This window comes from Streptomyces sp. NPDC032161 (assembly GCF_040636995.1).
In the GTDB taxonomy this organism is placed as follows: domain Bacteria; phylum Actinomycetota; class Actinomycetes; order Streptomycetales; family Streptomycetaceae; genus Streptomyces.
In genome coordinates this window covers 26,464-41,510 of record NZ_JBEZVN010000021.1, presented here as the reverse complement: position 1 = coordinate 41,510, position 15,047 = coordinate 26,464, and the positions used below count along the sequence as shown (strand labels likewise).

13 protein-coding genes are annotated in these 15,047 nt (G+C 71.6%); 7 read left to right on the top strand and 6 right to left on the bottom strand.

Annotation, left to right across the window (positions count from 1 at the left end; all coding sequences use genetic code 11):
- Positions 1-2 precede the first annotated feature (2 nt).
- Positions 3-926: an alpha/beta hydrolase gene (locus AB0E67_RS26410; RefSeq protein WP_362031208.1), complete on the bottom strand. Its 924-nt coding sequence runs from the start codon at positions 924-926 to the stop codon at positions 3-5.
- 673 nt (positions 927-1,599) lie between these two features.
- A complete protein-coding gene (locus AB0E67_RS26405; RefSeq protein WP_073785569.1) occupies positions 1,600-2,292 on the bottom strand; it encodes a metal-dependent transcriptional regulator in 693 nt (230 codons plus the stop codon).
- Between the two features lie 219 nt (positions 2,293-2,511).
- On the opposite strand from AB0E67_RS26405, the gene AB0E67_RS26400 reads away from it, so the two are divergent.
- A complete protein-coding gene (locus AB0E67_RS26400) occupies positions 2,512-3,270 on the top strand; it encodes an SIS domain-containing protein (protein ID WP_362031126.1) in 759 nt (252 codons plus the stop codon).
- 426 nt (positions 3,271-3,696) lie between these two features.
- Here the strand turns inward: AB0E67_RS26400 and pdxH are convergent, their stop codons facing one another.
- The gene (gene pdxH, locus AB0E67_RS26395; RefSeq protein ID WP_362031206.1) at positions 3,697-4,323 is read right to left on the bottom strand and encodes a pyridoxamine 5'-phosphate oxidase; all 627 of its coding nucleotides are present in this window, start codon (positions 4,321-4,323) and stop codon (positions 3,697-3,699) included.
- 272 nt (positions 4,324-4,595) lie between these two features.
- On the opposite strand from pdxH, the gene AB0E67_RS26390 reads away from it, so the two are divergent.
- A complete protein-coding gene (locus tag AB0E67_RS26390) occupies positions 4,596-5,705 on the top strand; it encodes a citrate synthase 2 (protein ID WP_362031125.1) in 1,110 nt (369 codons plus the stop codon).
- A gap of 152 nt (positions 5,706-5,857) precedes the next feature.
- On the opposite strand, the gene AB0E67_RS26385 is transcribed toward AB0E67_RS26390, so the two are convergent.
- The 3 genes from AB0E67_RS26385 to AB0E67_RS26375 form a co-directional block, all read right to left on the bottom strand.
- Positions 5,858-9,025, bottom strand: a complete 3,168-nt coding sequence (locus AB0E67_RS26385; RefSeq protein ID WP_362031123.1) for an alpha/beta fold hydrolase — start codon at positions 9,023-9,025, stop codon at positions 5,858-5,860.
- Positions 9,026-9,154: 129 nt separating this feature from the next.
- The gene (locus AB0E67_RS26380; protein WP_362031121.1) at positions 9,155-9,748 is read right to left on the bottom strand and encodes a TetR/AcrR family transcriptional regulator; all 594 of its coding nucleotides are present in this window, start codon (positions 9,746-9,748) and stop codon (positions 9,155-9,157) included.
- A complete protein-coding gene (locus AB0E67_RS26375; RefSeq protein WP_362031119.1) occupies positions 9,736-10,476 on the bottom strand; it encodes an enoyl-CoA hydratase family protein in 741 nt (246 codons plus the stop codon). The genes AB0E67_RS26380 and AB0E67_RS26375 overlap by 13 nt, the downstream gene beginning before the upstream one ends.
- Before the next feature lie 372 nt (positions 10,477-10,848).
- Here AB0E67_RS26375 and AB0E67_RS26370 point away from each other — a divergent pair, with 372 nt between their 5' ends.
- The 5 genes from AB0E67_RS26370 (at position 10,849) to AB0E67_RS26350 (ending at position 15,022) form a co-directional block, all read left to right on the top strand.
- The gene (locus AB0E67_RS26370) at positions 10,849-12,105 is read left to right on the top strand and encodes an XRE family transcriptional regulator (protein ID WP_362031117.1); all 1,257 of its coding nucleotides are present in this window, start codon (positions 10,849-10,851) and stop codon (positions 12,103-12,105) included.
- On the top strand, positions 12,096-12,599 hold the full coding sequence (locus tag AB0E67_RS26365) for a GNAT family N-acetyltransferase (protein ID WP_362031115.1): 504 nt from the start codon (positions 12,096-12,098) through the stop codon (positions 12,597-12,599). The genes AB0E67_RS26370 and AB0E67_RS26365 overlap by 10 nt, the downstream gene beginning before the upstream one ends.
- Before the next feature lie 237 nt (positions 12,600-12,836).
- The gene (locus AB0E67_RS26360) at positions 12,837-13,295 is read left to right on the top strand and encodes an ATP-binding protein (protein ID WP_362031113.1); all 459 of its coding nucleotides are present in this window, start codon (positions 12,837-12,839) and stop codon (positions 13,293-13,295) included.
- Positions 13,296-13,306: 11 nt separating this feature from the next.
- On the top strand, positions 13,307-13,846 hold the full coding sequence (locus AB0E67_RS26355; RefSeq protein ID WP_362031111.1) for a CYTH domain-containing protein: 540 nt from the start codon (positions 13,307-13,309) through the stop codon (positions 13,844-13,846).
- Between the two features lie 60 nt (positions 13,847-13,906).
- A complete protein-coding gene (locus tag AB0E67_RS26350) occupies positions 13,907-15,022 on the top strand; it encodes a radical SAM protein (RefSeq protein ID WP_362031109.1) in 1,116 nt (371 codons plus the stop codon).
- Positions 15,023-15,047 lie beyond the last annotated feature (25 nt).

Sequence of the window (15,047 nt, the reverse complement as noted above, 5' to 3'; positions counted from 1 at the left end):
GCTCAGTCCGTCGGGGCCCGCTCAGCGGGAGGCGGGTTCGTGGAGTCGCCGTCGCCGCGGGGGCCCACGGCGAACCGCTCCAGGAACGGCTGGACCGCCGTGCGCCAGCCCTCCGGCTGGTCGTAGTGGACGAGGTGACCGGCGTCGGCCACCTCCGCGTACTGCCCGCGCGGAAGCACGCGGACCATCTCCTGGGCCTCCGCCCGGCCGAGCACCCCGTCGATGCCCCGGAGCACCAGGGCCGGGCAACGGACCTGGGCCAGCTCCTCCCAGTGCGCGTCGAACACCCAGGTCGCACGGGACCGGAGCATCTGGCGGCGGGAGAAGACGGGCCGCCATCCGTCCGCCCGCTCGGCCATCACCTCGGCGAAGAAGTCGCCGCGCGCCGGGTTGGGCCGCTCCACCCGGGGGTCGTCCTCCCCGAACCACTTCCGTACGTCGGAGAGCGTCGCGAACGGCACCGGCCAGGACGCGAACCACTCCTCCCACTCCCGCTGCGAGGCCGCGCCGAGCGCGGAGGCCCGCATGTCGCAGATGACCAGGGCCCGGACCAGGTCCGGGCGCTTCGCGGCGACCTGCCAGGCGGTGAGCGCCCCCATGGCATGCCCGACGAGGGTGACGGGGGCGAGTCCGAGCTGTTCGATCGCCGCCTCGGCGTCCGCCACGTACGCGTCCCGGGTGTACGGGCCCTCGGCCGGTTTCTCGCTGCGGCCGTGCCCCCGCTGGTCGAGGCCCACCGCGCGGTACCGCGCGGCGAGCCAGCGGCTGGTCGACGCCCAGTGCGCGGCCCGGCCCATCAGGCCGTGGAGCAGGAGTACGCCGGGGGGCCGCTCGCCCTCCGCGCCGCCCCCCTTGGGCGGTTCGGCGAACTCCCAGGCCGCGAGACGTACGCCATCGGCCCCGGTCACATCGATGCGCCGCGCCATAGGTTCTGGCACCCCCTTCTCGTCCTCGATCACCGCTCGGTCCCGCTCGATCACCGTGTGGTCACGCACACGCAGACTATCGAACCTTTATTCGAAAACGGGGTTCCGCCGACCAACACCCCTCGTTCGAGTGACCGGCCCCGAGGGTTGGCGCCGATGTCGGAGGGGAGACCTTCCCCGGGAGGCGGGCCACTCGGGGATGAGGGCCCGTGGGGACCGACCCTGGGAGCTCGGGGCTCCGGGTCGAAGCAGGGGAGGACAGGCCCCGGCGTCCGCAGGCGCCGGGGCCCTCTGCTGTTCGGGGCGAGCGAACCCGCCGGGCCGGACGGGCCAGGAGGCCGGACGGGATGCGCCGAAGAAGCCGGACGTGCCGGGCGGGCCGCATGGAGGGGACAGGACGGACAGGACAGACGTGCTGGGTGGGGCGGACGTGCCAGTTCGACGGGCGCATGCGCCTGCTCCCTCCCCGGCCGCGCGGCCGAGTGCCGACACTCTCAGGCATGCCTGGAGCCACAGCCTGGCACGTGACCCGTCCAAGCGCTGCGGTCCGGACGGAAAAACAAAAAAGCGAACGCCAAAACAAAAAAGCGGACGCCGGGCTCCGCTCCGGCGTCCTGTCGAGGTACGGCACCCGGTGCGGCCGAGGAGGTTCCCCGGCCGCACCGGTCACGACTCAGCGCTTGCCCACGAACACGTGCGAGGCGATCTCGGCGTCCAGCTCCGCGGCCTCGCCGCTGCTGCCGACCAGCACCCCGCCGGGCGACTGGGTCACGCTGACCACGGAACCGGGCTGCACTCCCGCCCTCCGCAGCGTGTACATCAGCTGGGCGTCCGTCTGGATCGGCTCACCGATCCGGCGCACGACCACGGTCTTGCCCTCGGCCCCCGGGTCGAGCTCGGACAGGCTCACCATGCCCTCGTCGAGGAACGGGTCGGCCTCGGCCTTCTCGCCCAGCTCCTCCAGGCCCGGGATCGGGTTCCCGTACGGGGACTCCGTGGGGTGGCGCAGCAGCTCCAGGACCCGCCGCTCCACCGCCTCGCTCATCACGTGCTCCCACCGGCACGCCTCGGCGTGGACCTGCTCCCACTCCAGCCCGATGACGTCGACGAGCAGGCATTCGGCGAGCCGGTGCTTGCGCATGACGCGGGTGGCGAGGCGGCGCCCCTCACCGGTCAGCTCCAGATGGCGGTCGCCCGCCACCTGCACCAGGCCGTCGCGCTCCATCCGCGCCACCGTCTGGCTGACGGTCGGACCGCTCTGGTCCAGCCGTTCCGCGATCCGGGCGCGCATGGGGACCACGCCTTCCTCTTCGAGTTCGAGGATGGTGCGGAGATACATCTCCGTGGTGTCGATCAGTCCGGACATTCGTGCCCCTCGGTGCTGTGACAGGAAAACGTCGTGCGCTGGCCCTCCACCAATTCTGACGCATACCGCTGACAACCGTGCCGAGCCGGTCGAACAGCATGCGGTGAAGCGGCGGAGACGGTATTGACAGGCCACTGGTCCAGACCGCAACGTGATCCGCGGCACGACACCCCATGGACATCCCGTGAACACTTCTCGCCTGCGGAAAGGGTCTCCTCGATGAGCGACAGCAAGCTGGCCGGTCAGTTCTTCGACGCCGCGATCGGCCTGCTGGAACGCGTGCGCGACGAGGAGTCCGGGAACATCGCGGCGGCCGGTGCCGCGATCGCCGACACCGTCGCGGCGGGTGGCCGGCTCTTCGCCTTCGGCGCCGGGCACTCCTCGCTGCCCGCGCAGGACGTCGTCTACCGGGCGGGCGGGCTCGCCCTGATGAACCTGCTGGCGGTGCCGGGGACGGTCGGCGTCGACGTCATACCGGCGACCCTCGGCTCGGCCCTGGAGCGGGTCGACGGTCTGGCGGGCGCGGTTCTCGACTCCAGCCCCGCCCGGGAGGGCGACCTCCTCGTGATCATCTCGCTCTCCGGGCGCAACGCGCTCCCGGTGGAGATGGCGAGGAACGCGCGGGCCCTCGGACTGAAGGTCGTCGGTGTCACGTCGGTGGCGTACGCGGAGGGCACCCGGTCCCGGCACTCCTCGGGCGGCTTCCTGCGGGACCACTGCGACATCGTGCTCGACAGCAAGATCGCCATCGGCGACGCGGAACTGACCACCGAGGGCATCGAGGCGCCGTTCGCGCCCGCGTCGACCGTGGTCACCAGCGCGATCATGCAGGCCATGATGGCCGCCGCCGCGGAACGGCTCGTGGCGCGCGGCATCGAGCCGCCGCTGCTTCGGTCCGGCAACGTGGACGGTGGCCACGAATGGAACGGACGCGTGATGACGGAGTACCGGGACCGCATCTTCTACCGCCACGGCTGATCCCACCGCGGTCGGTCCCGTCATGGCCGGTCCCGCCGCGGCTTGCCGGACGTGGCGGGACCGGCCCGTTCCGGCTCCCGCCACCGGCCTCCGGCGCCCAGGACCCGGCTTCGGGCCCCGCCTTCCGGCTTCCCGGCTCTCCCCCACCGAACTAAATGGGTTGAGCCCCGCTCCACGCCTTCCTAGGCTGCTGCCACACGTGAAAGGAGGTGTTCCGAAAAGTGATTTCTTCTCGGACTCGTGAGGTGGCTGCGGGCTGACGCCCGTTGCCGCGCTCTTCGCAGTGCAGGCCGGTCATCGGCCAATACCAAGCAGTCACCGACCCGCAGGCTCGCCGGTAAGTCCGGCCGGCTCCTCCGTGAGGAGGGACCAGAGCCTGCGGGTTTCTGCGTTTCCGCAACGGAACGCCCGCCGCGCGGCGGTCCGCTACGGGCACAGGCGCTCGACGCGCCAGCTCTCGCCCTCGCGCACGTACCTCAGCCGGTCGTGCAGCCGGTTCTCGTGGCCCTGCCAGAACTCGATCGTGGCGGGGACGACGCGGAAGCCGCCCCAGTGCGGGGGCGCGGGGACGTGTTCGCCCTCGGGGTAGCGGGTGGCCAGTTCCTCGTAGCGCGCGATCAGTTCGGTGCGGGTGCCGATCACGGTGGACTGGGCGCTCGCCCAGGCACCGAGCTGGGAGCCGTGCGGGCGGGTACGGAAGTAGGCCACGGTCTCCTCGCGGCCGACACGGGACGCGGTGCCGGTGACGACGACCTGGCGGGCCATGGGGTGCCAGGGGAAGAGCAGCGAGACGTGCGGGTTGGCGGCCAGCTCGCGGCCCTTGCGGGACTCGTAGTTGGTGAAGAAGACGAAGCCGCGCTCGTCGTACTTCTTCAGCAGCACCGTGCGGGAGGACGGCCGGCCGTCGGGCGTTGCCGTGGAGACCACCATGGCGTTGGGCTCGTACAGCAGCCCGCCGACGGCGACCTGCCGGAACCAGTGGGCGAACTGCTGCATCGGGTCGGCGGCCAGCGAGTCCTCGGTGAAGGGCTCGGAGCGGTACTGCTCGCGCATCGCGGCCGGATCGGTGATGGAATCGGAAGGTGAGTCTGCGGTGGGCACGGGGTCATCCTGCCGCAGCGGTCGGCCCCGCCCGGCAAGGAGGGGCGTCCAGCCCGGGAAGACCCGCGAGGAAGGCGTCCGGCCTTGCGAGGAGGGCAACTGTCCGTCATCGGTGTTTGGGGGAGCTGTGCCGGATGTCACGCTTCCCCGAGTCGTGGGAACCCGCCAATATCTTGGGGCAGGCCACTGTGGCCTCCGCACAGCCGTCGACCGAGGGAGCCGCCATGTCCGACTTCGTACCGGGACTAGAGGGAGTCGTCGCCTTCGAGACGGAGATCGCCGAACCGGACAAGGCCGGCGGTTCGCTGCGCTACCGCGGGGTCGACATCGAGGACCTGGTCGGTCATGTCTCGTTCGGAAACGTCTGGGGGCTGCTGGTCGACGGGGCGTTCAGTCCGGGTCTGCCGCCGGCCGAGCCGTTCCCGATCCCGGTGCACTCCGGTGACATCCGGGTCGACGTGCAGGCCGCGCTGGCGATGCTCGCCCCGGTGTGGGGGCTGCGGCCGCTGCTCGACATCGACGAGCGCACGGCGCGCGACGACCTGGCGCGAGCGGCGGTGATGGCGTTGTCCTACGTCGCCCAGTCGGCGCGCGGGCAGGGTCGGCCGATGGTGCCGCAGAGCCAGATCGACAAGGCCGGTTCCGTGGTCGAACGGTTCATGATCCGCTGGCGCGGCGAGCCGGACCCCAAACACGTGAAGGCCGTGGACGCGTACTGGACATCGGCCGCCGAGCACGGCATGAACGCCTCCACGTTCACCGCGCGGGTCATCGCGTCGACCGGCGCCGATGTGGCCGCCGCGCTGTCGGGCGCGGTCGGCGCGATGTCGGGGCCGCTGCACGGCGGCGCCCCGTCCCGGGTCCTCGGCATGATCGAGGAGATCGAGCGGACCGGGGACGCCACCGCGTACGTCAAGCGGGCCCTGGACCGGGGCGAGCGGCTGATGGGCTTCGGCCACCGGGTCTACCGGGCGGAGGACCCCCGGGCCCGTGTCCTGCGGCGCACCGCCGAGGAGCTGGGCGCGCCGCGCTTCGAGGTGGCGCGGGCGCTGGAGAAGGCCGCGTTGGAGGAGCTGCACGCGCGACGCCCGGACCGGGTGCTGGCGACGAACGTGGAGTTCTGGGCGGCGATCGTGCTGGACTTCGCGGAGGTCCCGGCGCACATGTTCACGTCGATGTTCACGTGCGCGCGCACGGCGGGCTGGTCGGCCCACATCCTGGAGCAGAAGCGGACGGGCCGGCTGGTGCGGCCCACGGCCCGGTACATCGGGCCCGGACCGCGCGACCCCCGGTCGATCGAGGGGTACGGGCAGCTCGCGGACCTGGGGAACTGAGCCCCGGGCCGGGGCGAGGGCGGGGCGGACCCGGCCGCGCGGCGGGCCCGCCCCGCCCTCGTCGAACGCTCCGGAGCCCGTACCCGCCCGGGGCCGGACCCGCCCGGAGCCCGTACCGGACCCGCCCCGGGGCGGGCTTTCCGGACGACCCGTCAGTCCTGGCGGCCCGTCGTCCGCTTGGCGCAGGTCCGGTCCGTCGCGGGCAGCTTTCCGGTGGCGAGGTAGCGGTTGACCTGGTCGTCGACGCAGGCGTTGCCGTAGTCGCCGTAGATCCCGTGGCGGTTGGCGCCCGTGAGGGTGATCAGCCTGGAGCTCGGCAGCTCACGGTGCAGCTTGAAGGAGCTGCGGTACGTGGTGCGCGGGTCGCCGGTGGCGGCCACGATCAGCGCCGGGACGTCGCGGCGCACCTGGGTGGGCTCCTCACCGGGCCGGTCCCAGAAGGCGCACGGCGTGATGTTCTCCGTCATGGGGCCGAACCGCGGGTGGGCGGCGCGGCTGCGCTCGACGTCCCGCCAGTAGCTCTCGGGGTTCCGGGGCGCGGCCCTGTCCCCGCAGAGGATCGCGGTCTGCACGCTGCCGGTCGGCGAATTGTCGCCGGTCAGCACGTGCCGCAGGTTTTCGGTGAATGCCGGTGACGGCCGGGTGGGCTTCCCCTTCGCCGCCTCGGACAGCACGGAGACCGCCGCGCCGAGTTCGGCCCGCGACGCGTCGCTGTCGTCCGAGAGCATCATGAAGAGGAGAAGCGGCACGTGGGAGGCGTCGACCCGGTACGTGTCGCTGCCGGTGCCGATGGTCAGCGGCCGGCGGGAGGCCGCCTCGGTGGCGCGGTCGACGGTGGCGAGGACCTGGTCGCGGGTGCGGCCGAAATGGTAGGTGGCGTCCCGGGAGGCGGCCCAGGTGGCCCAGTCCGCGAGCGCCTGTTCGTTCTCGGACACCGCGTCCCGCAGCAGCCCGGGGCCGTAGTCCCGCGGAGAGATCGCCCCGTCGAGCACCATCCGGTCGTAGCGGCCGGGAAACATCTGGCCGTAGACGGTGCCCAGATAGGTGCCGTACGAGTAGCCCAGGTAGGAGATCTTCCGCTCACCGAGCGCGCCCCGGATGACGTCCATGTCGCGAGCGGTGTTGCGGGTGGTGACGTGCGGCAGCACGGACGCGTTGGTGGCCCGGCACTTGTCGGCGAGGTCCTTCTGGAACGCGACCTGGCGGTCGAAGCCCGCCCGGTCGGGTCCGGCCGAGCGGAAGAACATGCCGGTGGGCCAACCGCAGTCGAGCGGGGTGCTGCGGCCGACGAAGCGCGGGTCGAAGCCGATGATGTCGTAGCGCGCGCCGACGTTCTTCATCGCCTTCCGCATGAGCGGCGGGGTATCGACGGCGGTGCCGCCGGGGCCGCCGAAGTTGAGCAGCATCGCGCCTATGCGGTGGCGGGTGTCGGTGGCCTTCAGCCGGGACATGGCCACGGTGATCGTGCGGCCGTCGGGCTTGCTGTAGTCGAGCGGCACGGTCGCGTCCGCGCACTGGGCCCCGGCCTCGTCCAGCTCGCGGCCCACCGTGTCGTCGGGGCCCGTGACGCAGCTTCCCCAGGCGAGGTTCTGCCGGTAGTAGCGGTCGAGGCCGGCCCCGGTGGCAGTGGCGGTATCGGTGCCGGTGGTCGCGGTGGCGGAGTTCGTCCCGCGGTCGGTCGCCGGGGGCGCGGCGGCCGAGGCCGTGGCCAGCGCGGAGGACGCGGTGACACAGGCGACCAGGGCGAGACCGACGGCGGAGGCTCGGCGCATGACCCCGGCCGGGCTCGTCGAACTGCTCAAGCGGTTGTTCGAGGCGTTCACTCTGTCTCCCTGAGCTGGTCGGTGCTGTTGGTGCCGTGATTGCTGTTGGTGCTGTCCGTGCCGTTGGTGCTGCCGGTGGCGTCGGTGTTGTCCGTGCCGTTGGTGCCGCCCGTGCTGCTCGTGTGGGGGGGCACGGCCCGCGGGGCAGAGGCCGGCGTCCACGGCGGCGAGGAAGTCCGTCTCGGCCTGCTGACTGTCGGGCACCTTGTTGAGGGCGAGGGCGACAGCGCGTCCGCCGGGGCCGATCGCCCCGAGCGCGCGATGTCCGCCGGGAACCGTCCCGCCGTGCCCCCACCACATGCCGCCGCACGTCAGCGGGGAGGCGATCAGGCCGAGGCCGTAACGGGCACCGGGCCACAGCCGTTCGGGGTCGGCGGGGACGGTGCGCTTCATCTCGGCGAGCCCGTGCGCGGACACCAGCCGCCCGCCGAACAGGCCGCGGAAGAACCGGTTCACATCGCCGGGCGTGGAGACCAGCGCCCCGCCCGCACCGCCGAAGCTCATGTTCCACTCGGTGCCGTCGGAGAGCGCGGCGCCCTCGGACAACGATGTGCCGTCGGCCTGCGGGGTGCCGTTGGCCGACGGCGTGCCGTCCGGCCGTACTCTGTCCGCCGGGCCCGGCGCGGGGACGTAGCTGCGCGAGTGCGGGCCCCGGATGCCGGTGCGGTCACCGGGCCAGTACGTGTCGCGCAGACCGAGCGGCTCGATGATCCGGCGACGCACCTCCGCCTCGACGCCGTGCCCGGTGACCTTCTCGACGATCATCCCGGCGATCACGGAGTTGGTGGTCGAGTAGTGCCACCCGGTGGCGGGACGCGGCATCGCCAGCGCGGTCGCGACCAGTTCCCGGGGCTCGAAGTGGCGGAACCGCCACTCGTCGACGGGCCGCTCGACGATCGCCTCGGTGTAGTCGGGGAGCCCGCTGGTGTGCTGGAGGAGCTGTCTCACGGTGATCGTGCGGCCGTCGTGGCCGTTGCCCCGGATCAGTCCGGGGAGGTGGCGCTCGACCGGGTCGTCCAGCCGGATCCGGCCCTCGTCGACGAGCTGCACGACGACGGTGGCGGTGAAGGTCTTGGTGACGCTGCCGATCCGCAGCCGGTCCGCGGCCCGCATCGGCCGGCCGGTGTCCAGGTCCGCGACGCCGCGTTCCGCAGTCCACCGGCCGCAGTCCCGACCGATGACCTCGGCGGCCACACCCGGTATGCCGTGCCGGGTGACGAGGGTGTCCAGGGAGCGCCCGAGCGCCGTGCGCGCCGCGTCGCAGCCGTTCGGTGCGCCGGTCGCCCGGTGCGCCGCGGTGGTGCGCTGAGCCGCTCTCGCCTCGTCGGCCGCACCCGAAGCACGCGCCGCACCCGACGCGTTAGCCGCCGGGACGGCGACCGCCAGCAGGGCCGAGGCCGCCACCAGGACCGCCGCGCGGCGCGCCGTACGACTCGTTCCGGCGCGGGCCCGGTTTCCGACAGGGATCCTGGTCGCTCTGCTCTGTCCGTGTCTCACACCCCTCGACGCTAGGGACGCGAGCGTCGGCACTCACTACGGCTGCCACCCCAACCGCCTTGGTGCCAGCCCCACTTGCCGACCCCGGCGGCTACGGCGGAACGGGGCGGTCCGCCGCCCGTATCCGGGTCAGCGCAGCGCCTCGTCCAGCAGCAGCGCCCACTGCGTCACGACCCTGCGGCGGCGGGCGGTGTCGTCGGTGAGGACGTTGGCCAGGCCCAGGCCGCGCGCCATGTCGAGGAAACCCTGCACGGTCTCGCGCACGCCGGGTCTGGACTCGTCGGCGGCAAGGAGTTCGACGGCGATGCGGTGGGTCTCGCGGCCGACGCGGGCTTCGAGTTCGGTGACGCGGGGGCGGAGCTGCTCCTCGTTGGACGCGGCGACCCAGAGCTGGAGCGCGGCACGGAACAGCGGGCCCGTGTACAGGTCGACGAGGGCCGCGACGACCTCCGTACGGCCCTGTACGGGCAGCGCGCGCAGAGCGGCGGAGCGTTCCTCCGCGACGTACTCGACGGCCGCGGTGAACAGGTCCTCACGGGTCGGGAAGTGGTGCTGGGCGGCCCCGCGCGAGACCCCGGCGCGTTCGGCGACGACCGAGACCGTGGAGCCCGCCCAGCCGTGATCGGCCAGGCAGGCCACCGCGGCCTCCAGGAGCCGTCGGCGGGTGGCCCGGCTGCGGTCCTGCTTGGGCGTCCTGTCGGTGGGGGGCGTCACAGCACCCATGCGGGGTCCCGTCGTTCGAGGAAGGCCGTCATCCCCTCCCGTGCCTCGGCGGAGGCGAAGAGTGCCGCCGAGCGGGCGATGAGGTCTTCGGTGTACCGGTCGAAATTCTCCAGCACAGTAGCCGTGACCAGCTCCTTCGATGCTGCCAGCCCCTGCGCGGAGGCCCTGCGCAGCCCGTCGAGCACGGGTCCGAGCGCCTGGTCCACGTCCCCCTCGGCGGCGAGCGTGACCAGGCCGATGCGGGCCGCTTCGACGGCGTCGAAGCGTTCGCCGGTGAGGTAGTAGCGGGCGGCGGCGCGCGGGTCGGTGCGGGGCAGCAGCGGCAGCGAGATCACGGCGGGGGCCAGCCCGAGCCGGGATTCGGTGAGGGCGAACGAGGCGCCGGGCCCGGCGACGGAGATGTCGCAGGCCGCCAGCAGCCCGAGCCCGCCCGCCCGGACGTGCCCGGTGACGCGGGCGACGACGGGCTTGGGCAGCGCGACGATCCGCCGCATCAGGGCGACGAACGCCGCCGGGTCGGGCGGCGCGGTCAGGTCGGCACCCGCGCAGAACGTGTTGCCGGTGTGGGTGAGCACCACGGCCCGCACGGTGTCGTCGGCGCCGCACGCCTCCAGGGCCGCGGACAGCTCGCCGATCAGCGCGGCGGAGAGCGCGTTGCGGTTGCCCGGCGAGTCGAGCGCGAGGGTGGTGATGCCCCGGTCGTGGACGGGGGCGGCGAGCGACGTCATTACGGTTCGTCTCCTTGTCCTGGGGGGCGGTTGCCCCGGGAGCGGTTGTCCTGGGGTGGTGCCCCGGGCCCCGCAGCCACCCCACGGCGTCCCCGCGAGGCCGTTCCACGGCGTCCCGCAGAGCGTGGCAGCGGAACCCATAACAATCAAGCGTGCTTGCATGGTTCACTCTGGCCCCTGGCAGCGGACTCCTCCTCATGGCCGCGCCCGTTCCTTCCGCTGCCGGCCCTCGGCGTCCGGCGAATGTCTGCTCGACGGCGGCTTGGGCCCCGGGGCGAGCGAAGACGTGAAACGGGGACTGCCCGCACATGAACCAGGTGGTTTTTTGCCTTCCTCCGTGTCCCCGAGAGCACCCGGAACTACCGTGAGGACATGCCGCAGATGAACCGGAAACTCGCCGACCGGATTGCTGGTCTCGGCTTCACTCAGGCCGAGTTGGCGCGTCGGATCAACGTCGAGATCGAGCTGCTGACAGGCAGATCGGGGAACGTCACCGATGCGGACGTACGCCGATGGATACGCGGCGAGACGAAGTGGCCGCAGGATCGGATCCGGCTTTCTCTGGAACGGGTTCTCTCCGCTCGCGCCGAGGATCTCGGGTTCGTCCCGCGCAGGAGGAGCACCGTATCACTGGAGGTGGACCCCGTGGACCGTCGTACCTTTGTCACCGCGGCAAGCTGTTCCGTCCTGGGTGCCGGGACGCCGGGCACCGACACTCGGGGCCGACTCGGCGTCCAGGATGTCCGGCGTTTCCACCAGGACTATGTGGCCATCCTCCGGCACGACGATGCGGGGCAGGGCTCACAGAAGGTGGAGAACCTGGCCGTGGAACTGGCATCCAGGATTCAGTCCGCTCTGGCGTCGTCCTCGGCCTCAACGCGTGTGCGGGACATGCTTCACCGGCTCGCCGCCGAGGTCATCAGCTCGGCCGCCTTCGCGTCGATCGACGCGAGTGCGCCGAGGCGGGCGCGCGCACACCTCGATACGGCCCTGACCTTCGCCGGTCTGTCCCGGAACAGCGAGACGACGTATCACGTCTGGAACCATCTGACCTTGACGTCCAGCCAGCGCGAGAACCACGCGGAGGCCGTCGCCGGAGCGGAGGTCATGAAGCGCTCCTCCATCGCGCGGCGCGACCCGCTGTACGCCTCTCTCGGTCACCTGCGCAACGCGAACGGCCTGGCGCGCCTGCGGCGGCGATCCGAGGCCTTGTGTGCCCTCAATGACGCCGAGCGGGCCTTTGCGCGCGCCACGGACCAGCAGCGTCCCGAGTGGATCGGGTTCTACGACGACAGCGAGGTCGACGCGCTGTCGTCGTTCATATGGTCGGCGCTCGGCGATCACAGGCGGGCCGAATACTGCCTCCACCGCACCCTCGCGGCCATCCCGGACGGCCTGGTCCGTAACCGAGCTCTGTACACCGCGCACCTGTCCCTCGCCCAGGCCAGACAGGCGGAGCTGGAACTCGCCTGCGCGACGGGCCGACGAGCCCACGCGATGCTGCCCTCGCCGTCCGGCTCGCGGCGCACGGTCAACACCCTGGCCGCCACCCGCCGGATGCTTGTGGCCTCGGGATCCAAGGCACCCGAAGTCATCGACTGGGTCGAGGAGTCCGCCCAATGGATCTGAGGCACTACACGCACGCGGACGCACCTGACGTACGCTCACTGCTGCTGGACATCCATGATGAGGCGTACGCCGACGATCCGGACCCGTTCCACTCGCGTGAGCGCTTCTCCTACTTCGTCGACCTCTGGTCCTCCCGGGAGGACTGGCAGTGCGTTGCCGGTTGGGAGGACGACGGCCCGGTCGGCTACGCCTACGGCTCCTTGCTCAAACCGGGCGGTTGGTGGAAGGGGCACCGGCGCCCGTCCGGTCTCAGGGGCTCCGTGTTCGCATTGTCCGAACTCATGGTGCTGCCCGAATGGCGCAGTACCGGGCGCGCCCGGAAGATCCACGACGCTCTGCTCGCCTCGGTCCGCGCCGATCTGACCACGCTCCTGGTGGACACCGAGCACCCCCGCGTCCAGGCGTTGTACGAGCGCTGGCACTACAGCAAGGCGGGCGAGGCCAGGCCCTCCGACGACTCCCCGCTGTATGCCGTCATGGTCCGAAAACCGTAGGCAGAGCAAGCGCGCGTCCCCTGCCGTACGCGCACCGAAGCCGCACTGGTACCACCGCAGCCTCCGAACGGTAAAAATCACCGGGGTCACGCACGCCCCGCATCCGGGGTTTCGCCTGTTCTCCCGGCCGATCCGGCGGTGGACTTCCCTCGTCGCACCAGCGCGACAGTGCGCAGACCCGGCATGACCGCCGGGGCCACCTGCCTGGAGGACCACCCGTCCCGGAGGGACAACCCTGTGACCGCAACCGCCGCCGGAACCGCTGAGACCCGTGTTCACCGCTACAGCGAATCCCTGCCCTGCGAGCCCGAGTCCGCCGCGCGGGCGCGCTTGCTCGTCTCCGCCGCGCTCAACACCTGGAGCATGGAAGAACTGACCGAGGCCGGGGCGCTGATCGTCTCCGAGTTCGTCAACAACACCATCGTCCATACGCGGTGTCGTCTGATGCGCGTCGGCGTCGAACGGCGGCCCCGCGCCCAGGTGATCCGAATCGGTGTGGCCGACAGGGGCTGTCGGTTGCCCGAGCCACGCCACCCCGGCAGCGACGAGAGTTCCGCGCGCGGCCTGCTTCTCGTCGACGCCCTGAGTCGGCGCTGGGGCTGCGACCGACATACCTGGGGCAAGGTCGTCTGGGCCGAGTTGACCATGCCGGACCCGTATCGGCCTTCCCCGTCCGCTCCGCTCCCGTCAACCTAGGAGTCAACCCCGTGACAGACATCGAGTACGAGGTGAAAGCCCTCGGTATCGACCCCGCAGACATCGCCCGGCGGATCTCCGCCGCCGGCGGAGTCGAGGTGGCCCCGCCACGCGCCATGCGGCGATACGTCTACGACACCGTCCCTTCCGTTCCCGGCCGATGGTTGCGCCTGCGCGACACGGGCGACGTGGTCACCTTGTGCGTCAAGGAGATCAGCACTGACGCCGTCGACGGCACCCACGAGACCGAGGTCACGGTCGATGACTTCGCCGAGGCCGCCACCCTGCTCCGCCTCGCCGGGCTGACTCCACGCAGCTACCAGGAGAACCGCCGCACTTCCTACAAGCTCGGTGCGGTCCGCCTGGAGGTGGACGAGTGGCCGCGCATCCCGCCCTATCTGGAGATCGAGGCCGACGACGAAGCACAGGTGTGGGAAGCAGCCGCAGCCCTCGGCCTCGCCCCCGACCGCCTCACGTCGATCAACACCACAAAGGTCTACAGCCTGTACGGCATCGACCTCGAAAGCATCGTCGACCTGCGGTTCGAATAGGTCGACACCCGCACTCTCCGGCCGGGGCGCCCGGCCCCGGCCGAACCGAGAGGGAGCACCATGCACAACCTGTCCAACCTACCGGTCGAAGTGCGGCCGGACCGGACCTTACGCGTGAAAATCATCGATGCGTGCGGCCTCGCGTGTTCCTTCTGCCACAACGAAGGAACGCCCGTGGCGACCGACAACGCGCACCGCCCCGCCGATCAGTTCACCGGCACCCCAGGCCGCTCCGGACGCGTGTCCATCTACCTGCGTACCAACGGCGCCGACTTCCTGCCGGCCCGGATCGCCGCCGACGCCGAGTTCGCCCTCGCGCTCGCCGCCGTACGCGGCGCACTGCCGACCACAGAAGTCCACCTCACCGGCGGGGAGCCCACCCTTCACCCGGACCTGCCCGGCCTCATCGCCATTGCCCGCCGCCTGGGCCTCACCGTGGGCCTCACCTCGAACGGCGAGGCCGGAGCCGCAGTGCTGCCCGCCGCCGCGGCCGCCGGCCTCGACCGCATCAACCTGTCCGTCTTCGGAACCACGCCCGAAGAACTCGCCGCTGTGCAGGGGCCTCGCCTCGCCTCGCCGAAGCTCGCCGAGCGCAAGCTCGCCGCCCTGGACGCCACGATCGAGGCTGCGACCGCGCGCGGCGTGAAGGTATCTGCGAACATCGTGATCCCCGACCGCAGTCACGTCGACCGTGTGCTTCGGATCATCGAGCGGCACGGCCGCGCCGTCGTCGTGCGCATGCTCGTATCTCTGGAGGACGGCGGGGCGTCACTCGACGCGATGCAAGCTGTCGTCGATCACGTCGGCGCCGTACCGGTCCGCCGCATCGTCACGGCCGGGGCGTCCGATCAGCGCGTACGTTACGTCCTCCCGGACGGGCGCACGCTGTACGCCAAGAGCATCCGCCCCGTGCGCCTCCCCGAGACATGCACCGGTTGCCGGTTCAACAACGACCGGGACTGCCAGGAGGGCTATTACGGGGTCCGGCTGTACCGGGCCACGAACGGGCCCTTCATGGTCGGGGTGTGCATTCAACGCATGGACCTGTGCATGAGCCTCGGCGAGTTCGTCATGAGCCAACGGTGCCGCGAGGTAGCCGCGTTCCGCGACGACGAGACCGCACGTCTTACAAGACTGCACGCCACGATGCCACGGGCCGCGCAGGACTGCCCTTGAGTCCTACACATGGTCAGCGGCCCGA